Here is a 22540-nt window from a genome sequence, read left to right as displayed (position 1 = left end):
GATAGAAATACACATATTACAAAGGCTGGATCTGCAATGAGATATATGACTTTAGCCACCATCATTGCGGGGATCTCCGGCTTCGTTGTGATCATTGTTGCTGCCTGGGCGTTTGGCGATAACACCGCCAAAGCCGAAGAATTTACCGCCTACTGGGGTTTATTCTTTGCTGGCACCGGTGTATTAACCGGACTGATGCAAGAAACTACCCGCACCGTCGCAACGCCTAGTCAAGTAGAAAACCGGGCGCGGCCAATGGTCGTCGGAATATGGATCGCACTTGCCATTGCGGTGGTGATGGCAACAACAGGTTGGTGGTGGGCACCGCAAATTATTAGCGAGCATCGACTACCCGGCATATTCCTGCTTTCGTTAGGTCTAGGCAGTTACACAATTCAGGCGGTAGTAGGCGGTATCCTTTCCGGTAAGAAACTGTGGAGTCGCTACGCCTTGCTGATCACCCTTGACACTGGTTCACGCATGGTGCTTGCTATAATCGCCTGGCTGCTCGGATGGCAACTACTGGCGTTTATGGTGATTACCGTTATGGGCGCAGTAAGTTGGGTCATTATTTTGGCTACTCGACCAGGAATAGACGTTTATGCGGATATCGACACCCGCCGTTTTGTCCGCCGCGCACTGACATCTATGGCAGCTAGCGGGGCAACCGCAGTTCTTATCGTAGGCTTTCCGACAATCGTCAAATTCGTACACTCCGAACCAAGCACAGTACCAGCAGCAGCAATCATCTATGCGGTCACGCTCACCCGCGCACCGCTACTTGTTCCTTTACAACAATTCCAATCGACGCTCATTGTGCGCTTCGTTCACGGATCCCCGGTTCGCACGCCACTATTAATCGTGTGGGTATGCGGAATCCTCGGCTCGATAACCGCATACGCGTTGGGACCATGGCTCATGGTCACGATCTTAGGATCCGCCTACGCCATCCCAGCCTGGTTACTCGGTGCATTAACAATTGGTGCAACATGTACCGCATCCTTAATGATTACTAGTGCTGCAGCACTCGCCCGCGAGCAGCACGGGACGTATTTGCTGGGGTGGGTCGTCGCAACGCTTATTGCGGTTATTGTCTTAGCGACGAACCTTCCGCTTGAGATTGCTTCGTGTGCAGCACTGACCCTTGGCCCATTATCAGGGCTTGGGGTGCAATTATGTGGTGTGGGAGACCGAAAGCAGGAAAAATCCACCGTATAGTGAGCATCTATGAAGATGCTTGTTACTGGTGGTGCTGGTTTTATTGGGGCGAACTTTGTGCGTCGCACGCTTGAGACTCGACCGGAATATGAGATTACAGTCGTCGATAAGCTAACTTATGCGGGCAATCGAGCAAATCTGGCGGGCACGCGCACGCAGTTGGTCGAGGGTGATATTGCGGATGCGCAGTTAATGGATACTTTGGTCAGCGAGTCGGATTTGGTGGTGCATTTCGCTGCCGAATCGCATAACGATAACTCACTGGCTGATCCCTGGCCTTTTGTGCACACCAATATTGTGGGCACGTACACATTGCTAGAAGCTATCCGCAAACACAACGTTCGCTTCCATCACGTATCGACGGACGAAGTTTTCGGTGACCTCGAACTCGACGATCCCAACCGCTTCACCGAAAAAACCGCATACAACCCATCTTCTCCCTATTCAGCAACCAAAGCAGGAAGCGACCACCTAGTTCGCGCTTGGATCCGTAGCTTTGGGATTAATGCGACCATCTCAAATTGCTCCAATAATTACGGCCCTTATCAACACATCGAAAAATTCATTCCCCGCCAGATCACCAATATTTTGTCCGGGCTTACCCCAAAACTCTATGGCACCGGTGAGCAAGTCCGCGACTGGATTCACGTTGACGACCACAACGATGCCATCCACCTAATTCTTGATAAAGGCACCATTGGCGATACCTACATCATTGGCGCCGACAACGACCACGTCAACAACCTGCACGTGATCACCCTTATTTGCGAACTCATGGGAGCACCAGGTTTCGAACACGTCACCGACCGCCCCGGCCACGACATGCGCTACGCCATGGACTCCACCAAACTACGCACCGAACTCGGCTGGCAACCCCGCTTCACCGACACCGGCATGCGCGATGGCCTTATCGAAACCATCGCCTGGTACACCAACAACGAAGCCTGGTGGCGGCCATTCAAAGATGACGTCGAACGCAATTATGCGAAGAAGGGACACTAATGCGGTTTTCCACGCCTCTTGCGGCACATACAACACCCATCGACGGACTACGCATTATCGACCTGACTGTCCACGGGGATAACCGAGGTTGGTTTAAAGAAAACTGGCACGCAGAAAAACAAACCGCACTGCTTCCCGAAGATTTTCGTCCCGTCCAAAACAACATCAGTTTCAATGCTGCACCCGGTGTAACCCGCGGCTTGCATGCCGAACCGTGGGACAAGTACATCTCAGTGGCTTCCGGAAGGGTTTTTGGTGTCTGGTGTGACCTTCGTGAAGGTTCGCCTACCTTCGGTGCGGTCTACACCCACGAGATCACCCCGAGTGTGGCGGTATTCGTCCCGCGCGGTGTTGCCAATGGGTTCCAAGCACTCGAAGAAACCGCATACACGTATCTAGTAAACGATCATTGGCATCCACACGCGTCATATTCCTTTGTTAACCTCGCCGATCCCCAGCTTGGCATCAACTGGCCTATTCCACTCAGCGAGAGTGAACTCAGTGAGAAAGATCTCAAACACCCTTTGCTTATCGACGCAATCCCAGTGCCGCCGAAAAAAATCCTCATCACCGGAGGAGGCGGCCAGCTTGCCACCGCGCTTGCTGAGATTTTTCCCACAGCGGAAGTCTGCACCCGCGAGGAATTCGACATCACCGGCGATATTGCATCAGCACGTCGCTGGCGCGATTACGGCCTCATTATCAATGCAGCAGCATACACCGCTGTCGATGAAGCAGAACGCGGTGCGGTTACTGCCTGGAATATCAACGCCACTGCGGTTGCCAAGCTCGCTAAGATCGCCGAAAAATACCACATCACTTTGGTGCATGTTTCTAGTGAATACGTTTTCGACGGCACTCGCACCCACACCGAAGACGAGCCACCTAGCCCACTGAATGTATATGGGCAATCCAAAGCTGCTGGCGACATCGCAGCCGCAACCGCAACAAAGCATTACATTATCCGCACCAGTTGGGTTGTTGGTAATGGCCATAACTTCGTTAAAACAATGGCCTCGCTAGCTAACCGCGGGATTACTCCTACTGTGGTTGACGATCAAGTAGGAAGGCTTACCTTTGCGTGTGATCTCGCGAAGGCGATTAAGTGGGTCGTCGAAAAGCAGGTTCCGTACGGGACATATAACTTCTCTAATGCGGGCGACGTCGTCTCTTGGGCGGATATTGCGGATGCTGTTTTCCGCTTTTTTGGGAAAAACACCGTAATGCGGTCATCGACTGAGGAATACTTCACCGATGCGCACGCACCGCGGCCAAAGAATTCCACGTTGTCGCTAGATAAAATTACCGCATCGGGGTTTTCGCCACGCGACTGGCGTGAAGGGCTTAACGAGTATCTCAAGGAGCTGTAAGTGAAAGGCATTATTCTCGCCGGCGGTTCCGGCACGCGACTGTACCCGATCACCAAGGGCATCTCGAAGCAGCTCATGCCGATTTATGACAAACCCATGGTGTACTATCCGCTGACCACGCTTATTCAGGCCGGGATTCGCGAAATTCTCATTATCACCACACCCGAAGATCAACCAAGCTTCCAACGCTTGCTTGGCGACGGCCACGCCTGGGGAATAGAACTGTCTTATGCAGTTCAACCCTCCCCTGACGGACTCGCCCAGGCATTCATCATCGGCGAAGACTTCATTGGTAACGATGATGTAGCGCTTGTTCTCGGTGACAATATTTTCGACGGCCAAGCTCTCGGCCAAGCACTCAAAGCCTGCCAAAAACCGCATGGAGGTACAGTCTTTGCATATGAAGTGGCAGATCCCGAGCGCTACGGTGTGGTCGACTTCGATGCGGTTGGCAGAGCAATCTCAATTGAAGAAAAACCTACGCAACCCAAAAGCAACTATGCGGTTGTTGGGCTTTATTTTTATTCCAACGATGTGGTTTCTATCGCCAAGAGCATCATGCCTTCAGCGCGTGGTGAATTGGAAATCACTAGCGTGAATGAGGAATTCCTGCGTCGTGGCCAGTTAAATGTACAAAAGCTCGCTCGCGGTGATGTGTGGCTCGACACTGGCACTATCGATTCAATGAGCGAGGCTGCCGCCTATGTTGAGGTGTTGCAAAAACGCACTGGCATAATTATTGGATCGCCTGAACTTGCTGCCTGGCAGGAGGGTTTTATTTCTACTGCGCAATTGACTAGGCTCGCCGAGCCTCTGCGCAAGTCTGGCTACGGAGAGTACCTGTTACGTGCCTCGAAATAGACTCCCGTGAGTCCTTTCTACCCCTTCCTGTCCTAGAAACCGCTTCTACTCTTGTCAGTGAAGCGGTTTCTTATTAGGCTCAGACTAGAACACACTTGCTAAGGAGGTATGATGAGCAGCAGCGAAGCACCATATTTTAGTCATGTAGCTACCGACAATCAATATGCCGAGTACACCAAAGAACAAAACCGCCTTTTTCTCTCACTTATCGACGCCTTCACCCCCGACCCGGAAGCCGATAATGACTCACAATTATTACTTCTAACCACCGCTCTTGGCGTGACTAGAGCTGCAGCTCGCGATATTATGCGCGCCGCTACTATCAGCGAACGCTTCCCTCGTTTTATGGAGTTAGCACGAAGTGACCTCCATATTGATAAAGAGCGGATTATCGCTGTCGAAAAGGCTACTTGTGGAGTCGTCGATACGGAAATACTCGAAAGTATTGACGATCTACTTGTCGAGCTTTCTACCCCGCATCATCACCACGAGGTTCTGCGTCGGCCGCAGGCATTTTCTACTAGCATTAACCGCGCACTTATTGCGTTAGACCCAGATGCTGTGGCGACCCGCATTAAAAAAGAAGTAAAGGTTTCCTATGGTCGCGGCCCTTATACCTCCACCATTTCGGCCACTTTGCCATGCGACGAAGCCCAAGAACTACGCGAGATTATTGAGAAAACTCAGCGTGAACAAAACTGCACCGCCCCAGAAGCCGTAACCAAAATCTTTAGACAAGAAAACGCCACCAAGGTTACTCTTCACCTCTACCCCAATGAATACGATGGGCTCGATTTGCTCGGCGCTGGCGCGCTTACTCCCGAGCAAACCGAATACTGGTTAAGCAGGGTAAAAAATGTCAACCTTATGTACACCAATTTGGCCACCACTGAGCGTTTCTTTAACCTACCAGGGAAAGTATTTCTCAAAGCACGCGATGGTGTGTGCGTCTTTCCTGGTTGCGATGCAGATGCCATCAATACTCAAATGGATCATATAACCAATTACAACGGCACTAACACCGATCCCACCAATGGCGAAGTACTATGCCAACACCATCACAATATGAAAACAGATCGTCGCATCCGCATCTCTATTCTCAAAGACGGCGCTAAAAAGATTACCCTTAATGACACCACCGTCGTCACCATACCCGAAGGACCAGCCGGACGGTGGGGACATTCATTCTCCCGCAACCTTGCTCTTAGGACTGCCCGCCGCCGAGCAAGCTAAGCGCCACCCGATAATACATCACATACACGGCATCGACGATACGGTTATTAATACCCAAATTTGGATTATCCAGCTGCCAGGACATCTTCTTAAAAAACTCAGCTGCACTGACACTGCGTAACTTTTGCGTACGACGACGCATCTTGTAAATCGTGCGCGCATCCTTAAGTAACAGCTTGGTAGACTTCCATTTCAATCCCAGGCGTTTTTCTTTAGCCGCAATCAGCCACAACCCCAGCCCCACACCCAATAACTGTGGGGCTAAAACGGCAAGCACCGAACCAGGCCATGTGGAAAGAGCAAACACAATGCGGTTACGCTCAATGTATATCCACTTATAATCACCTTTGCCGTAATCATAATCATGTTGCACGAAGGCGTTATGGTAGAGACCAATACGCCCTCCTGCGAGCAAAATACGTGCCGAGAAATCCGTATCCTCGTGGTACATAAAATACGGTAACTCCATGCCACCGAGTTTTTCCCACCATTCGCGTTTGACCGCTAAACACGCACCAGATGCAATCGAAATATCAGTTATCTCTCCTGGAATTGGTTGCTGACCTAGCCCGTTACACCAACTTAAACCAGAAATATGCAGAGCATTACCGGCACTATTGATCGTTCCATCTTCCAACAGTAGATACGGCATCCATGCCGCATAATCGGTCTCCGCGGCCGCTCGCATTGAATCCAGAAGCGTAGGATCAACGATAAGGGTGTCAGGGTTGAGGAAAAAATACACATCCGCATCGAGATCTTTTGCCCCCTCGTTGCATCCAGCAGCGAATCCCCCATTATCGTGCCAAATAACCTTTATGCGGTCATCAGCAAAATCTTCGCTACTAATGCGCCATGGTTTTTTATTATCAACGATGCGTACCTTATCGTTTTCTGCTAATTGTGGGAGAAAACTATTTACTAAACGAGTAACTTCTTTTTCATGCCCATAAGAAACGATAACGATACCAATGCTCTTCACCGCGACGAGTTTACCGGTTTTATGGGCGAGTCGATAGGCGATTGGCGCAAGATATCATAGGCTAAAGATCATCATGGACACTTCTCAGGACTTTTCCGACACCTGGCTCATCATCCCGTGCTATAACGAAGGCGCGGTGATCCGCGAGGTCATCGAGAACGCCCGCAAGACTTTTCCGAACATCGTTGCGGTTAACGACGGCTCCTCAGACGATTCCGCTCGCCAAATTCATTTAGCAGGTGCCCACCTTGTTAACCACCCTGTCAATTTAGGCCAAGGGGCTGCATTACAGACTGGAATCGAGTATGCACGACAACAAGAAGGTGCACAATATTTTTGTACCTTCGATGCCGATGGTCAGCACCAGGTCAAAGATGTTGTCCGAATGATTACACGGCTGCGCAATGAGCCACTAGATATTATCGTCGGCACGCGTTTTGGGCGTCCACGCAGCAGCGACGATCAGGTACCACTGATTAAGCGCATCGTGTTAAAAACTGTGGTGATGCTTTCCCCAACAACACGTCGACTTGGTTTGTCAGATGCACACAACGGTCTGCGCGTATTCGATAAAAAAACCGCATGGGAGTTCAACATTAGGATGAGCGGCATGAGCCATGCCTCGGAGATCATTTCGCAGATTGCGGAAAAGAAATGGCGAGTTGCCGAAGAACCGGTCGACATTCTCTACACCGAATATTCTATGAGTAAAGGACAATCTCTTATTAATGGTGTCAATATCCTGGCCGATGGCCTGTTAGCGAGGAGATTATGATAGTGGAAAAGATTTTGATCCAAATTCTCCTTCTCTTGGCTACAGCGGGTCTAGTGCTGTATTTCGTCAGCAATCGTCGAAAAGCTAGGGCTAAGGCAGGCGTTAAGCTAGGTTTTCTCTTTTTTGTCATTATCTGCATTTGGGCAGTGCTGCGTCCAGATGATCTGACAGCGGTAGCAAATTTCGTTGGTGTTGATCGCGGCACCGATTTGTTGCTCTATGCCTTAGTGATCGCTTTTATGTTTGTCACAATCTCCGCATACATTCGATTTCGGGAACAAGAACTACGCTATGCACAGTTAGCCAGAGCGGTTGCACTGCAAAATGCGGTCCCACCAGAAGCAGACTGAAATCATCTGTCCTCGAAAACGGGTTTTCATTCCGTAACCCCGCACCAACGTGTTGTGACAGAACTCTCTCATGAGCACAATTTTTTTATTATTCCCAGTTTTATGCGGTGTTTAAAACCGCGAACTGGGATTTTGGCGTAATATGCTTGAGCGTCAGCAAAATATAAGAACAGGCTGTGCATATTTTTAAAATGCACAGCTATTTATTAGTTTTGTACCAGCTGTCTTTTTGATTGACTCTGTAAAAAATAATTGTCCTCAATTGATTAAAAATGAAGGCACCCCTTCCACCGGTGCGCTGAGCGTTTCGGTTCTCGACTTGCGTGTCTGCTACCTTTTAATCTCTTCATTGGTTTTCTGTAAAGGAGGAATCTGGTGTCTGCTGCACCAACTTCTCGCATCGTGGGTCTTGATATCGCTCGCGCACTGGCGATCATTGGCATGATCGTTGTTCATTTAGGTTCTCTGGTATGGAGTACAAAAATTACGCTCTTAGGCGTGCCCTCCGCCATGTTCGCTGTGATTGCCGGAATTACGATGATGATTATCGGCCGCAATTATTCCCTTACCACTTTATTGCGGTTATTTACCCGTGGAGCTTTAATCGCACTTATCGGTCTTGCACTACTTCCCTTCGCAGGTGATATCCATGTCGTTCTAGTGGTCATGGGTCTTGCAATGATTATTACCGCATGGGTGCCTGCTATTTCGCTTCCATGGAAATTACTCGCATTCGTCATTGTGACTGCATATTCCGTCTATACCTTTGTCTCAGCACCAGGGCCACAGATTTATCCACTAGCTGCTTGGTGTGCGTACTTTATTGCGGGCATGATTCTTTACGACGTATATATCAAGATCGCCAAGCCCGCACTAAGTTGGTTATTAACTGCTGTCAGCGCAATGTTTGCCATCATCGGTTTGTATTTGCGTACAATTCACGAGGTACCTGTATGGCTAAAGTTTAATGGACACACTGGCGCACTTGGCGAGATTCTCCTGTCAGTAGCTATTACTGCCGTCGTTTTGCATCTGTGTATCCTTTTGAGCAATTCGCAGGCAGGCATCCTAACCAAGCCATTTGCGGCTATGGGCACGATGTCACTAACAACTTATATTTTGCATATCTTGACTGCAGCTTATTGGCAAGAGCACATTGCGATTCAATCAAACTTAGCGACGTTTGGATTTATTATCGCATTCTTAGCTTTCGCGACCTTGTGGGCACGCTTTATTGGCCAAGGCCCAGTTGAAAAACTTGTTTCCACTCTTATCAAATTCATCGTTCCATCTGCTGCTAAGCCAGCGCATGCTTAAGCAAAGGAAAACACTATGTCTAAGAAAAAAGTAACATTCGTTTCAGCACTTTTCGCTACCGCATTAATGTTTTCTTCTGCAAATCCAGCGTTTGCACTCATTCGCGCTGAACAAGCACAGCCTAATGCAGAAAGCAACACAGTTGTTTCAATCAAAATCGGTGGCCGGGGCACGTTTGGAGACTGCACCGGCACGCTTATTGCACCGCAATGGGTTGTGACCGCGCGCCATTGTTTGGAAGCTACCAATAACGAAGGCTCACAGGTTCGTTTAGGGCAAGAAGATAATACTTCTATTCGTGATGTTGATTCCTGGGCGTTATCAGAAAGTGGTGATGTTGCGTTAATGCACCTTACCCAAGCTGTAACTGACGTCACCCCGGCAGAAGTAGGGACTGAACAGCCTAAGCCTGGCGATCAAGGAACTATCTACGGATGGAGTAGCGGTTCACGTATGGCACGAGCAAAAAAACTGCCTGTTGCTGATGTCACCGTCAATGAAGGCATTGGGCCTGCTGCACCTACCGAAGAAACAGTTTCAGATCAGCCATCTTCTGAAAACCAAGCTGTAGCCGGCGATGAGGCATTACCTGCTGAGGACATGGCATTCGCGGCTAGTAGTTTTATTAGCGTCACCTCAAACTCACGTGCAGCAGCCCAAGGTGGCGACTCAGGTGGCCCCTTCTTCTATAAAGGAAAAGTCACTGGGGTTTTCACCGCATCACCGAGTTTTATCGACGTTACCTTGCCAGATCGTTCTGCGCTTATTACCTCGCTGAAAGATTCTGCTGACTGGATCGAGCAAGTAATCAGTGGTAAAGATACCAACAGCATTATTACCCCAGCAACAGCTCCAGCACCACAAAAAACCACTCAAACTAGTGCTCCGCATGCCCGCTTATATCTTATCGGATCACTTGCAATACTTGTTCTCGCAGCCGTAGCAGCTCGGATTAAGCGACAGTAATTATAGAATTTTTCAACCAGCAAGATACTGATCTTGCTGGTTTTTCATAGTATCGACTGTGTATCTTCTTCCAAGGGCACACATAACAACAGATCCGAGAATGATACTTTCATGGATCCTCGACTATGCGTATCTTAATTTGTGCCCATAGAGAAATAACATCAATACACAAAGCTAAATCAGGTAAGCGTTTATTGAGAGATTAATTCTCATACCGCACTCACAGATGATCCAACCTACGGTAATTATTATCCTGAACGAGTTACTAACACTATATTCAAAAGCTATATTCCCCAACACTTAAGTTTAGCTACTTGAAAGATACGCTGCTATGATCAGCGTTCTTAACAATGATTCATCCAATGCTTTAGCGCATAGCCATGAAAAATTCTGTGTTTATCAAATAGTAAAACAATTTTAACCGCCAAAAGCGCCCCGCACTGTTGTGCGGGGCGCTTCGGTAAATAGTTAGCTAATGAGCAACTAACTTATTCTAGCTGTTCCGGCGACGACGTCTCATCTCAAAAGCACCGGCAATTCCAGCTATTCCAGCTAGTAAACCACCCATGATGAGGAAGATGTCCGTTCCGGTGCCACCTGTCAACGGTAGGTGTGGCGAGCGTGGAGGAACATTTGTCTCATTTTCGAAAGCCACCTCGAAATCATGCTTATAGCTAGTAGATGCGTTAAGGGTAAAGTACTCTGTCTTTTCTAGCAGCTTATAGCCTTGAGGAGCTTCGCTTTCTTTAAGCTTATACGCCTCATCGGATACTGGGAGACCACGAACCTTAAAGCTACCCGCGGCTGGATCAGTATCGTAGTACTTTGCACCATCTTCTGGTTTACAAGCATTCGCAGTATCTGCAACACAGTCAGCAATAATTACTTCCGATGATAATCCACCTTCGGTAATTGACCACTTACTACCAGCCAATGGTTTCTTCGTACCAGCATCTACCTTCTTCCAAGTCACGCTAGTCTTCTGGTTGCGTAGGCCAACTGTAAAGGCATACTTATACTGGGTAGCCTCATTGAGGCTGAACTTATAATCTCGCTGAAGTAAACCGTAACCTTCAGGTGCTTCAACTTCTTTCAAAGTATAGGATCCAGTGGCAGAAGACACTGGAAGTTTTTCCACCAAGAAATATCCGGGACGCTGATCGGCATCAAAATACTTCTGGTCAGGATCCGTAGGTGTACATGCACTTGGATCTGCACCGCCTACAACGCAGTCACTAATAATGACCTCGTCGGTTAGCTTATCGCCGCTGATGGACCACTTTGTACCAGCAAGTGGAGACTTAGTATCAGCATCAAGCTTGAACCATCTCAGTTCCGTTCGATTATTTTCAAAAGGAACTGTGAATGTGTGTATATATGGTTCTGGGGTACCCTCGTAGATGAGGAAGGTTTGGGGCCTGCTAATAGGTGCATATCCTTCAGGGGCTTTGGTTTCCGCTAAGCTGTAGCGTAGATTGGTAGCTGGCAATCCAATCACTACGAAACTACCTGGATTAGGATCGGCATCATAGTAGACGTCTTCGTCACCTTGTGGCTGAATAACGCATTTTTGATGCTCATCTGGTGCCGCAACACAGTCAGCAATAACTATCTTCCTATCACCAAGTGCACCACGTGAAATAGTCCACTCAGTACCAGCTAACGGACTGTTAGTAGCGGTATCAACTTTCTTCCACTTAACAATGCCACGCCTATCTTTTGCAGTGGTACATGCATCGTTATTTTCTGGCCCGTCGGTATCATCCTTCATCGTAACCAGGTTATATATACCTTGTTCCGGATCAGGTGATTCTTCATCATCAGAGCATTGACCTAATGCCTTAATATCAACATCAGTTAGTTCAATGTTGTACTTAATACTGATGATGTGTTCTTTTGATTCTCCTACATCTAATTGGTCACCACTTGTCACCAAGTAGCTCTTCCCATCTGCACCCAGTTGAACTTGCTTGCCATCAGCAAAGAAGCTTTCAAGCTCAAAACCTTGTGGTGTTTGCGGGAAATCGAAAACCTCAGGTGATTTGCCAGGAGCTTCACCAGTATTTGTCACCTTCACATGATAGGTGCGGAACAAAGCCCTCGTGCTACCACGAAGCTCAACTGGTTTATCGGTCGTACTCTTTTCCACAGCGAAAGCTGGAGCTTTATCTGGGAAAGTATTTGTAGCCTTAATCTGGACACTGGCATCGCTGTTGGCTTTGAATGACAGGTTAAAGGAACCGTCACCATTATCAGTGAGCTGCGCTCCACTTTCTGGATTGGAAATCTCATAAGCAACGGTAACACCAGCTGGTATATCTTTTTCACGGACAACACAGGTTGCCGAGGACTTCGTCTGCACGGAACGTGCTTTTTCTCCATTACCAATAGCTGGCAGCGTGGTGAAATCATCGCCACGACACTTGTATTCGAAGGTAAAGCGTGCATCTGCTGGTGCTTTAGAACCCTCAACTATCTTAGTAATATCAAAACGAACTGTCTTACCATCACCAATACCACCAGAACCCGGTACGTCAGCTTCACCAGGAACAACACGGTTGTCAGGTTCACCTCTATGGCGTGGGCCACCATCTACATAAGCAACATTGTGCAACTTATCGTAGTCGACATAATCAGGGGTCAAATTACCCAGAATACTAAGCCAAATGGTCTCATACCGGTCTACATAGTTTCCCTTTGCATTTTTGTTAAAGGTGACAATAATACCGCGATCACCATCTGACCGACACGAATAACGCGATTTATCAAGGAGATTAGAGTAGTCGACCTTGTCATATGGTGCAGGTGTGATATTAGCAACGCGTAAATTCTCACAGGTAAGAACATAGCCATCGCCACCTGGATCACGAACAACTAACTGTTCATCTTTATAGTCTTTGTCAAGAGCACTTGATAGACCCAAGCTCCATGAAACATAACCATGTCCAACGGAAACCGTTCCACTCTTCGCAGAAATCTGGAAAATACCAGCATTTGGCTCAGGAAGAAGTTCGCCCTTCAATGTCTCGGAATGTCCATCACACCCCACAAATTCAAGGTCATGCAAACCATTTTCTCCATGATAGTTCCAGGTCAACGACACATGAGCGGTTCCCGTCACATTCGAGTGCGTATCAACATAAGAACTGAGTTTAATCATCATTATGTCAACACCATTGACAGTTTTCCAGGTGACATCTGCAACTTCAGAACCATCTGAAGCATAGAGCTTAAAACCTGGGAGACTTTTTTCAATTTCCAACTGCTTTGGAATTTTCAAGCTGAAAGTGTCACCAGAAACGGCATCATCATTTACAGTCCACTTAAAGTTAAGCGTTGCCGGATGTCCACGTCGTGAGCGATAGATACCGCCTTCAACATAATTACCCGCGCCCCAAGAAAAATCGGAGAAGGATCCCGAGCATTTCTCATCGACAGCAAGAGCGCCTGCGAAGAAATCATCATCATCTTCGTCAAGCTCTACTAGCCTGCGAGCATTCTCGGTGGTAGTTGGTGCAGCCGAAGTCTGTGGCACGGTACCAACCATTGTGAAGCTAAGAAAAAGTACTGCGCATAGCGCAAAGGCACGCCGGAAGAATCGACGCCCCGCGCGAACCATCGCGTGCGCTTGCTCTACCAGAGGCGCACGGGAACAGGTTCGCGCATCTGGCACGCGATCTACCGGTGATAGGGAGGGCGTCATAAAGATTCCTTGAGATAAAACGTGTGAGTAACCAAGCAATAGTAACCTGTGAGCTCCCTTAGGAGCAAAACTAATATTAGCTCTTTTCCCAGTACAGCCATGCCGTATCAAAATCAGTAGATAGCCCGCAGGATAGTTATTTACTTAAAGTCATCTAGGGAGGCGTATTTACACCTGGAAAAACCTTAACAAATTCTTACCCGGTTCGCTTACCAGCTATCACCCAGAGTTACCCCAGCCTTTTTTATAGCCTATAACCTGGAATAACTCCCGTTTTCCCAGCAAATTGGCACCATCTATTTTGCTCAACACGAACGCGAAAAAGGGAAAATTACAAACACGAAATACACCGGAAAAAATCGGTGAAAACAGTCGTTATACTGCACATATCCCCACTCCATTCAAGTGATGGAGCGCACAATAATCTTCTTTTAAGGAAAGTGCCATAAGTGTACTATGTCACAAAAATAACGTCTTTAACTGCTCTTTACATACCTAAAATGTTGCCAATAACACAGTTAATTTGCCAAAGAATGCACCACATCCGCCCCAATAACACTATTTAAGGGAAGATTTTTGTAATAAAAAAATAGCGATCCCGATAAACGTCGAAACGCTTCTTTAAAACTATAGAACAACTGATATCTAGTAGAGATGGACTCATATACAAGAAAAAGTAGACATCTTTTCAATCATAGAAAACCTACTATTAACCAAAAATACGCCTACTTTTATAATTTTTTCATTCCCCATTCCCTCCCCGCATATTTCTGGTCATGCGAAAAGGGCACATAGCAATCAGCAATTCTTGAAGCTTTAAAATAATCTCTGAACGGCTTTTGCTCACGGTGTATACACGCTTGGGAATCCCAGATAAATGCCGCCAATTCATACCGCACTTCGAATTGACGCCTCAAACAATGCGGATCTTTCAATCCGAAAAACTACACAATTCAGAGATCGTAAACTCAGCAACACACCCATCCTTATAAAGTTGAATCCGAACCACATGATTCTCCGGATCTACCTGTCCATGATCTCCGAGTTGCTAAAGCAGGATCTCCAATAGTTCCACCAGCTATTCCCATCAACGCCCTAATAAGGGCCTAAATTCGGACTTACAAATTCTCAGCATCTTATATAGATATATAGGATAAATCCATTCTTCATCATTAGATGCTAAGGCAATATTCAGTTGCACAGATAGTCCTGCGCTAAAGTACTAACAACTCAGGCAATACACCATGACTTTGCTGCCGGAATCTTGTCGTCTGTAATTAAATTGAAAAATTCGGAATAGCCTTATATTTTCCATTATTAATGATGGTTTCTGCAACCATACTGTCTGCAACTGCTGCGTATACAGCACAACAGCAAAAGCCTCATCATCCGATAGTGCAACGTTATTCCGTCTTAGGAACTTGGTTATCAGTTATGGCAACCATCGCATGCTTTCTTTCCGTAATTTTCTCATCCAAAAAGCAATAGTGCTTGCAATAGCATCAGGATTTATCGGACTTATCCTGCTTGAGTTTGTGTATGCAATAACCCAAAACAACAAAAAGTAATTCCAGTAGAAGCGCTATGCCTATGCCAGATTAAGCGATATTTTTGTAGGTTACCGAGCTAGAAGCTTCTCCCTTTTTACCCGCAGCAGACGATACATCAAACACCAATAACAAACACTGGCGTTACAGCCACCATGAGGCATGCACGCAACTGAAAAACTCATGCGCAACCGTCACGGCTGCTGCAAGATGAACACCCACATACATCGCACCTACGACTAGCGACTCTACTGACATACAGCTGTCTGTCATCCCTAAAAACGCAGATTTAATACAGTGTTCCTGGTTAATACGGTGCCTCTGATTGCAATCAGAAATAGATAAAAGATTGCCAGTCCCAGGCAGCGTATTTCATACCCTCTTCCACCAGAATAAACCCAGGCCAAGAAAAATTTTCACTCTTTTATTTAATACTTTTATCGAATTACGAGTACTAGAATAATCGCGAACAAGCCAATTCCCACAATAAAAACACATACTTAACCGTATCCACTAGAACTTGTATACACCCCTCTACTGACGATAATTTAAATCAATAAGACATTGACAACAGCCTTTGCGGAACCACACCAGGCTGCTTCAAAGCCTGTCACCCCTCTAATCCTTTGACATAAGGCGAGAATAAATGTCTTGCGCTCTATATAAAGAGCACTCTCAAAAAAACGATACGGAAAAAACATGAATCATTCCCCTACAAAAAGAAAAACAAGCCAAGGCTTATTACATAGCCCATGGCTTGCTATACTCTTCACACTTCTTCTCATAGCAAGTCTTGTACCACTTGCTATCAACTTCTCTCATAGCGCAACAGCACAAGAAACAGCACTTTCCGAAACAACAGACAACCCCCTCGACACAGTAGAAGACACCACCGTTGCTGTAGACGACGCTACTGCTGGTGAGCTGCCATCTGATGACGCTGAAACCCAGCCTTCTGATCAGCTCCCCGTAGAGGAGGCAACAGCTACAGAAGATCCACAGGAAGCACCTGCTGGCACAACAGAAACAGATGAAGAACCATCGTTTGTTGAGAAAATTGCGGAATTCTTCAAAGGCGTTTTCAAACCAGCGGAACAGAAAACCGCAGAAGAACAGAAAACCACAACGGGAACATTTTCCCTTGAACAGAAAATCACAATCAATGGAAAACCTGCTAGCACCGAGCCTAATTTTAAATCCCTAGAAGGCCGCTACCATTCGATATGCACAAAAAACGGAGAAGCTACGAGAAGCGATAATTTTTCCCTAACTGGCGACGCCAACTATAAAAGCAATTCCTTCCCCGCAGATACACAGTGCACTATCTACCTCATCAATGAGGCCCCTAATGTCGAGGGATACACTCGTACATCCAATGTCACAGTAGAGGGCGGAAACGGGAGTTTTGGTGTAGAAGCTAACTTTACGATTAAAGCCGGCGAAGAAACCAACGTCACAGTAGAGTACGCTTATGCCAAAAATGGGCGGCCTACGCCGACCTCATCGTCACCGGCTCCTGAACCTGAAACTGGTCGAATCTCTTTAATTAAACAAGTCAAAGACAACACAGCTAAAGAAAAACTAAAAGACAAAGAATTTAGCTTCCAATGGCAATGCACCACTAACAATGCAATCGTCAAACAAGGCACAACAAAACTTGCCGATCAAGAAGCAATAGTCCTTGAAGGTCTCCCACTTAATTCTTCTTGTACGATCAAAGAAACCGATATCCCACAACTAGACGGCTATACCCACAGCTTGGAATGGTTGACTAACGAGGACTCAAAGGGATCTGAAAACCCTATTACAGTAACCCCACGCAAGAAGAATGCTAAGACGCCTTTAACTGTTACTGCAGTCAACACCTACACCCCTGTGGATGATAAACAAGAAACCGGTCAATTCACCTTAGAGAAAAAAGTCGAAGGCCTTGAAGAAAAAGACAAGGACAAGGAATTCGAGTTCACCTGGCAGTGCACCGACGACGCCAGTAAAGTTACTCGAGGCAACACGAAACTAAAGAACAATGGAAAACACACCGTTACTGGTTTGCCTTTGAACTCCACCTGCAAGGTTTCTGAAACCAACACCAATATCCCTGGTTATACGCATAGCATTAAGTGGAAGACTAACGGTGAAGACAAAGTTGCTCCTAACGGTGTGGTTTCAGTTGATCCACGCAAGGCAGATAAAAAACCACCTGTTGTAACAGCGGTTAACACTTACACCAAAGACGATAAGCCCGCACCGACAACCACCTCGTCTTCTACTGCTCCAAAACCTGAAGACAAACAAGGAAAATTCCGGGTATCCAAGTCCGCTGTCATCATCAAAAAAGATGGAACACACGGCTATGACGATAAGAAATTCGGCAATCGTGACTTCGCATTTACTTGGGAATGCACCCCACCAACCGGTAAAGGCAACAAGCAAACCGGTAGCTTCACTGTTAAAGCTACCGGCGCTTTCAGAAGTGAAAACCTCCCAGTAGGAACTACATGTACCGTTACCGAGGATGAAAACTCTGCTAGATTCGATGGATTCACCCATAAACTTGTTGTCGATGACAAGCAAGTAAAGCAAAAAAACAACACGTTTAGCTTCACCATCAACTCTGAGCAGGTTTTTACTATCGATGCACGCAATGAGTACACCCCTGGTGTTCCTCCGGTAACACCAACAACCTCAAAGCCGGCACCAACAACGACTACTTCGTCGACAACCTCGGCTAAGCCAACCACGACGACGTCTACTGAGCCGATTGTTCCAACAACAACATCTAAGTTCCCGCCGATTATTCCAATCCCGATTCCTATTCCGGTTCCTCCTGCACCATTCCCACCAGCACCAGCGCCTGCTCCTGCTCCTGCTCCGAATGGTGGAAACAATAGCCCTGCCCCAGGCGTGACCACCGCACCACACCACGGTGGCAACAACACTGCCCAGCCACAGCAGAACAACGCCAAGAACACCACTAGTGCTGCTCCTGGCCAAGTAAATAAGGGCAAGGGTCTTGCTAACACTGGTGCTTCTGTTATCTGGTTAGCTTTTGTAGCGGTTCTTCTTGCTGCAGTCGGTGGGTTTATTACTTACCGTAGTCGTGCGAATAAGAACAACTAGACCGTAAAAGCATGTGCGTAGTGAAAACTACTACGTACTACGCTCAACAAAAGACATCCTCTTTAGTTGAAGTAAAAACCAACTAAAGAGGATGTCTTTTATGTTTTTCAACAGTGCTTTGATCTTATTTAAACCACTATCACCAGTTGGGCAGTAATCTGTGTGCTACCAATAGTCATTACCCCCCCATGCTTCTAACTCGAGTGCTTAATAATCTCTCCTGCCACCACAGCCCTCAGAGTGAAACATACAATCACATGTTTTTAGCCCATAGCAACAAAAAACTCTTACGATCCTCAACCCAAGGAATCGTAAGAGTAAAAAAATCACAAACCAGAGTCAGTGGCCAAAACCACCACACACCGGCATTACTTTAATCAAACGGAGTTGAGGTGTAATACTCATACTTTGATTCATAAAGCTTGCGAAACGCCTCATCTGATAGCTTCTTAAAATACTCAGCTTTATCATGATTATGGCGACTTAAGTAAATATGATAATTCAAATCCACTACGGTGAAATACTCACACAAAGAACGCTGCTGCTCACCGTACTCACCAACGCATACTTGAACGTCCTCATTCCAGTATTTCGAAAAATTGCGTTGAGCTTACCGACCATACTCTTCAGGAGTGTGCGCTGCGTGTGCTGGAGCAATTGCAAACGTAGAACCCGCCATGATGACAGCACTAGCAATAGCAAGGCTGATTTTACAAATCTTCACAAGAAAATCCTTTTTTAGGATAAGTGAATGAATAACCGCTCCGGTAGGAACAATTTTCAATAATGCAATACCCCCACGGAAACTAAAATTTTTCCGAGAAGAATCTAATAGGGACTTAAAAGTGAACTCCAGCACAATTATCGACATACATGATCAGTAGGGATCACACCTCTAGCAAGGTTAAACTCCACAAACCTAAAAGCTCTTTGTTTTAGCTAAAACAAGGAAGGTTCACTTAATTTTTTAGTTAATTTTTCGTTTCATCCACTAAAAGTTGGCTATATTGGACTCAGTGACGGAGCAATCGGGGTCTCCCCTTCTAAATACACTGGTGAATGCGCATGAGACGACAGCTACGTTTCACACTAGCCTTATCCATTCTTTACGGTTTATCTACTGCTGCGAGCATCTCCACCGCGATGGTTAATTCCACAAATGGAAGATCTATAGAGTTTGTATCCAGCATAGTGCTACTTGTTGGTATCGCTCTCACAGCAGGTTTTGTAAGCCATTCAATACGCAAGAAGAAAAGTGCTCAGTATATAAATCTGATTTCAGTAGCAGGTTTTACAATATTGCGTGTAGCATCAGTGCTACTTTATTCTTTACCTTTAACGGAACTTATCTTTCCTAGTTGTGTTTTTGTCGGTTTTCTTTTACTACCGTTTCACCGAGACTGGCTTTCTGAAGAAAAATCGCTATAAGACTAAAAGACTGGAATCGTTGACACCATCCTGATTCGTCATACAGTTAAAGGCGAAGCCACTACGGATAAGGTGATTGCTACTACGCGTACCTATAGGGTTGCTCCGGTTAATGAGCTGGTGGCTACTGGCCATCGTGGTGCCCATAGAGTTCCATCTACGCGTCTTGATATCCGCATAGCGCTTAAAAAAGGGCAGATATCGAAGTACTGTGGGATACGATGGCACAGAAGATTGATGGAGCACGGCTTTTGGTTGAGCGTTTTCCGCGCTTTAGTGGTCTTGAGATCAGTATCATCACTTATGAGCCTCGTAGCGCTACACCTGCACCTAGTCCACCCACCAAGGCTGAAGAACCTGATGATGCACTTATTGAAAAATCAACGCTGGTGCCAAGCAGGTTGCAGCGAAAAACATACACCCCTCTAGAGGAAAAACTTCATCTAGGATACCTCTTATGGACACCGTCGAAACGCGTTTGAAACACACAAACTGAAACTGTCTCTTAACGCATGTTTTCATCTATCGACTAGCACGGTCATCGTAAATTCTGGGTTTAGCCCCGCAGCACATACTTTTGCAATGGCCCATGAACTGAACACGCGTACTACGGTCACGATTTCCCTATGTCTTTTTCAGAGCATCAAGCTGATCAGTGGACGGCACAAAACCTGCTCACCGTAAACATATGGTAGAGACTACAAATATCGAATGCGATAGGATGCCAGCACTAGTCGCAGCTAAACTAGGAGTCACTCCAGTGCTGCTTGAAACATGGATGCGGTTGTATAAAGCAGGTCGGATTCACAAATAGTATGCAGTATGTAGTAGCTATATAACCCGCACATAATGAAAGAAAACCTAGGTGAAAACGTGACTACCCCCGCATCCAAGCAATCACCGAAGAAGGCAAAATAGGCGACGAGACTACATTCAAACAACTTTTGAAAGTACCTGGCACGCTAACTGCCCTGGCTCAACATCAAACGGCAGCACTCATTATCAAGCTACCTCCACTTCATCAGTGGCCACTGGCAAAACCTCATTCAAGTAAGCCCCATGCAAAGCATGGATGCACACAATCTTCAAGAAGCTACAGACCTACTTTTTACCACTCTCATCAGTGAATCACTGAGCGGAAAAAATAGAGCAGATGTAAGGAAAATCAAAAGTTTCATTCGCAGAGAATATGAACAACACCCATTCCTTGAAAAGGCCACCATTTTCGATGCTGATGTTCACGTTGCCCACCGTGAATTAGATCTCAACCTTGTAGTAATCGACGCCAACAAAGTAATCGAGCTTAACCAAGCATTCAATTTCCAAGCAGCAACTCCAAGTAATACACGAGCACTCATTGATTCTTGGACGCTCAAGGTCGATAAATTACAACAAGAAGAAGGCCAACTCACCCAAGGAGAAAAAAGAATCCCTGTTCCACAAGACCTCACTATTGTCGCCGTGACAACACCGCCTAATTCCAACGAACAAAAAAGAACTTCAATCAATTCAAAGACTTTTGCCATGACCTCAACATCACAATGCTCAGTAAAGAGGAAATTCCACAACACGCCAAACAGTTAAACAAGCTACTCGCGTCATAAAAGAAACTCCCTTCCATGGTCATCTTGGCAGAAGACGTGAAAGGGAGTTACCAACAAGTGAACTCTTTCCAATTTGGAAACAGTTCACCCTGACAAGGAAGAAGTCTTGCCTCATGGCATTCGTGCGTGACCTCTGCGCAAGATCGAACCCCGATAAAACAGCAAACAAGTCACCGCCTTATGTTGGAAAATTGAACGAGCAAAAATAGCAGCCTGGATCTCTACTGTCACCACCGTAAATACAGCAAGAATAACCAACCCCGTGTGGTCGGTTCCAGATAGCAACGCAAAATCAAGATCGTGACCAAAGCATTACTAGACCAGGCCGAAAAACTAAAAATCATCACTAGAAACAAAATCAGATCAACAGGTATCCCCCACCAAGGAAAAGCAGAACTCCGCTACTTATCGATAAAACCAGCCATGTTTGGACATCCACCAAATGACACAGACAATGGGCAACCATCTGCACCCATGCGCACATATCAGGCTTAACAACCTACGAGCTACGACACGCAGCAGCATCACTTGCCATCGCAGCTGGAGCTGACGTGAAAACCGTTCAGCTGATGCTTGGACATACTAGTGCAGCAATGACGCTTGATGCCTACGCTCACCTATAGGAAATCCAACTGGACTTTGTACCCGACACGATAGGTGCTCATACTCAACAAGGTGACCGATCTTGTTGAGCTAGCATGAAACGCGGTCGAACTTCTGGCCCATTTGAGTTGATGTATATTTTTGGCTCTTGTTCCTCCGTCGATCCCTATGTAATTTTTTTACAAATCTGTTCGCTATTTGTTCGCTTTCTATTCGCTTTCTATTCGCTACGGGATACAACAACCTGTAACAACATGCAACATGCAGCAGATATGAAGCAAAAGGAAACCCCGGCTAGAAATCATATTCTAGCTGGGGTTTTAGTGGAGCCGCCTGCGGGAATCGAACCCGCGACCTTTTCATTACGAGTGAAGCGCTCTACCGACTGAGCTAAGGCGGCCGGGCACTGTTTATACCTATGGATAAACTGCTGCACAACGCTTAACTACGTTGCTAGCACC

At 46.5% G+C, this 22540-nt stretch carries 16 protein-coding genes and 1 tRNA gene; 13 read left to right on the top strand and 4 right to left on the bottom strand.

Going from position 1 to position 22540, the window contains the following annotated elements; genetic code table 11:
- Positions 1–36: 36 nt before the first annotated feature.
- The 5 genes from UL82_RS01065 to UL82_RS01045 all read left to right on the top strand — a co-directional run bounded on the left by UL82_RS01065 (position 37) and on the right by UL82_RS01045 (position 5684).
- The gene (locus UL82_RS01065; RefSeq protein ID WP_046438526.1) at positions 37–1218 is read left to right on the top strand and encodes a polysaccharide biosynthesis protein; all 1182 of its coding nucleotides are present in this window, start codon (positions 37–39) and stop codon (positions 1216–1218) included.
- 15 nt (positions 1219–1233) lie between these two features.
- Complete coding sequence (gene rfbB, locus UL82_RS01060; protein ID WP_046441030.1) at positions 1234–2220, top strand: dTDP-glucose 4,6-dehydratase; 987 nt, start codon at positions 1234–1236, stop codon at positions 2218–2220.
- Positions 2220–3590 (top strand): sugar nucleotide-binding protein, encoded by a 1371-nt coding sequence (locus UL82_RS01055; protein WP_046438525.1) that lies wholly within the window; start codon positions 2220–2222, stop codon positions 3588–3590. The genes rfbB and UL82_RS01055 overlap by 1 nt, the downstream gene beginning before the upstream one ends.
- Entirely contained in the window at positions 3591–4451 is an 861-nt protein-coding gene (gene rfbA, locus UL82_RS01050; RefSeq protein WP_046438523.1) for a glucose-1-phosphate thymidylyltransferase RfbA, read from the top strand.
- A 108-nt stretch (positions 4452–4559) separates the two neighbouring features.
- Positions 4560–5684: an HNH endonuclease signature motif containing protein gene (locus UL82_RS01045; RefSeq protein WP_144406181.1), complete on the top strand. Its 1125-nt coding sequence runs from the start codon at positions 4560–4562 to the stop codon at positions 5682–5684.
- On the opposite strand, the gene UL82_RS01040 is transcribed toward UL82_RS01045, so the two are convergent.
- Positions 5656–6666 (bottom strand): glycosyltransferase family 2 protein, encoded by a 1011-nt coding sequence (locus UL82_RS01040; RefSeq protein WP_046438519.1) that lies wholly within the window; start codon positions 6664–6666, stop codon positions 5656–5658. The two genes, UL82_RS01045 and UL82_RS01040, sit on opposite strands and share 29 nt — an antisense overlap.
- A 73-nt stretch (positions 6667–6739) precedes the next feature.
- Here UL82_RS01040 and UL82_RS01035 point away from each other — a divergent pair, with 73 nt between their 5' ends.
- From UL82_RS01035 to UL82_RS01020, 4 genes are all read left to right on the top strand, one after another.
- Complete coding sequence (locus UL82_RS01035; protein ID WP_046438517.1) at positions 6740–7441, top strand: glycosyltransferase family 2 protein; 702 nt, start codon at positions 6740–6742, stop codon at positions 7439–7441.
- Positions 7438–7791 carry a DUF2304 domain-containing protein gene (locus UL82_RS01030; RefSeq protein WP_083966372.1) on the top strand — a complete coding sequence of 118 codons (354 nt, stop codon included), beginning with the start codon at positions 7438–7440 and terminating at the stop codon, positions 7789–7791. Before UL82_RS01035 ends, UL82_RS01030 begins: the two co-directional genes overlap by 4 nt.
- Before the next feature lie 441 nt (positions 7792–8232).
- A complete protein-coding gene (locus UL82_RS01025; protein ID WP_083966487.1) occupies positions 8233–9108 on the top strand; it encodes a DUF418 domain-containing protein in 876 nt (291 codons plus the stop codon).
- A gap of 15 nt (positions 9109–9123) precedes the next feature.
- Positions 9124–10074: a S1 family peptidase gene (locus tag UL82_RS01020; protein WP_046438513.1), complete on the top strand. Its 951-nt coding sequence runs from the start codon at positions 9124–9126 to the stop codon at positions 10072–10074.
- Between the two features lie 493 nt (positions 10075–10567).
- Here UL82_RS01020 and UL82_RS01015 read toward each other — a convergent pair whose 3' ends face one another.
- Positions 10568–13777, bottom strand: coding sequence for a SpaA isopeptide-forming pilin-related protein (locus UL82_RS01015; RefSeq protein WP_046438511.1), 3210 nt, complete (start codon positions 13775–13777; stop codon positions 10568–10570).
- Between the two features lie 2246 nt (positions 13778–16023).
- Here UL82_RS01015 and UL82_RS01010 point away from each other — a divergent pair.
- The gene (locus UL82_RS01010; protein WP_046438510.1) at positions 16024–18444 is read left to right on the top strand and encodes a DUF5979 domain-containing protein; all 2421 of its coding nucleotides are present in this window, start codon (positions 16024–16026) and stop codon (positions 18442–18444) included.
- 610 nt (positions 18445–19054) lie between these two features.
- On the opposite strand, the gene UL82_RS01005 is transcribed toward UL82_RS01010, so the two are convergent.
- On the bottom strand, positions 19055–19315 hold the full coding sequence (locus tag UL82_RS01005) for a hypothetical protein (RefSeq protein ID WP_046438508.1): 261 nt from the start codon (positions 19313–19315) through the stop codon (positions 19055–19057).
- A 778-nt stretch (positions 19316–20093) separates the two neighbouring features.
- Here UL82_RS01005 and UL82_RS01000 point away from each other — a divergent pair.
- From UL82_RS01000 to UL82_RS11305, 3 genes are all read left to right on the top strand, one after another.
- Positions 20094–20354 carry a hypothetical protein gene (locus UL82_RS01000; RefSeq protein ID WP_046438507.1) on the top strand — a complete coding sequence of 87 codons (261 nt, stop codon included), beginning with the start codon at positions 20094–20096 and terminating at the stop codon, positions 20352–20354.
- A 577-nt stretch (positions 20355–20931) separates the two neighbouring features.
- Positions 20932–21456, top strand: a complete 525-nt coding sequence (locus tag UL82_RS00995; RefSeq protein ID WP_046438505.1) for a hypothetical protein — start codon at positions 20932–20934, stop codon at positions 21454–21456.
- Positions 21457–21940: 484 nt separating this feature from the next.
- Positions 21941–22099, top strand: coding sequence for a tyrosine-type recombinase/integrase (locus UL82_RS11305; protein WP_330217327.1), 159 nt, complete (start codon positions 21941–21943; stop codon positions 22097–22099).
- Positions 22100–22403: 304 nt separating this feature from the next.
- On the opposite strand, the gene UL82_RS00990 is transcribed toward UL82_RS11305, so the two are convergent.
- Positions 22404–22479 (bottom strand) — tRNA-Thr (locus UL82_RS00990).
- Positions 22480–22540 lie beyond the last annotated feature (61 nt).

It is taken from the genome of Corynebacterium kutscheri (genome assembly GCF_000980835.1).
In the GTDB taxonomy this organism is placed as follows: Bacteria; Actinomycetota; Actinomycetes; order Mycobacteriales; family Mycobacteriaceae; genus Corynebacterium; species Corynebacterium kutscheri.
This window is presented reverse-complemented; position numbering and strand designations above follow the sequence as displayed.

What these genes read in the sequence shown, in the direction of transcription:
- UL82_RS01035 (WP_046438517.1), top strand. Translation starts at nt 6,740, where the DNA reads ATGGACACTTCTCAGGACTTTTCCGACACCTGGCTCATCATCCCGTGC.
- UL82_RS00995 (WP_046438505.1), top strand. Translation starts at nt 20,932, where the DNA reads ATGCAAAGCATGGATGCACACAATCTTCAAGAAGCTACAGACCTACTT.
- UL82_RS01055 (WP_046438525.1), top strand. Translation starts at nt 2,220, where the DNA reads ATGCGGTTTTCCACGCCTCTTGCGGCACATACAACACCCATCGACGGA.
- UL82_RS01030 (WP_083966372.1), top strand. Translation starts at nt 7,438, where the DNA reads ATGATAGTGGAAAAGATTTTGATCCAAATTCTCCTTCTCTTGGCTACA.
- UL82_RS01045 (WP_144406181.1), top strand. Translation starts at nt 4,560, where the DNA reads ATGATGAGCAGCAGCGAAGCACCATATTTTAGTCATGTAGCTACCGAC.
- UL82_RS01065 (WP_046438526.1), top strand. Translation starts at nt 37, where the DNA reads ATGAGATATATGACTTTAGCCACCATCATTGCGGGGATCTCCGGCTTC.
- UL82_RS01005 (WP_046438508.1), bottom strand. Translation starts at nt 19,315, where the DNA reads ATGTCGATAATTGTGCTGGAGTTCACTTTTAAGTCCCTATTAGATTCT.
- UL82_RS01025 (WP_083966487.1), top strand. Translation starts at nt 8,233, where the DNA reads ATGATCGTTGTTCATTTAGGTTCTCTGGTATGGAGTACAAAAATTACG.
- UL82_RS01020 (WP_046438513.1), top strand. Translation starts at nt 9,124, where the DNA reads ATGTCTAAGAAAAAAGTAACATTCGTTTCAGCACTTTTCGCTACCGCA.
- UL82_RS01010 (WP_046438510.1), top strand. Translation starts at nt 16,024, where the DNA reads ATGAATCATTCCCCTACAAAAAGAAAAACAAGCCAAGGCTTATTACAT.
- rfbB (WP_046441030.1), top strand. Translation starts at nt 1,234, where the DNA reads ATGCTTGTTACTGGTGGTGCTGGTTTTATTGGGGCGAACTTTGTGCGT.
- UL82_RS01000 (WP_046438507.1), top strand. Translation starts at nt 20,094, where the DNA reads ATGGCACAGAAGATTGATGGAGCACGGCTTTTGGTTGAGCGTTTTCCG.
- UL82_RS01015 (WP_046438511.1), bottom strand. Translation starts at nt 13,777, where the DNA reads ATGACGCCCTCCCTATCACCGGTAGATCGCGTGCCAGATGCGCGAACC.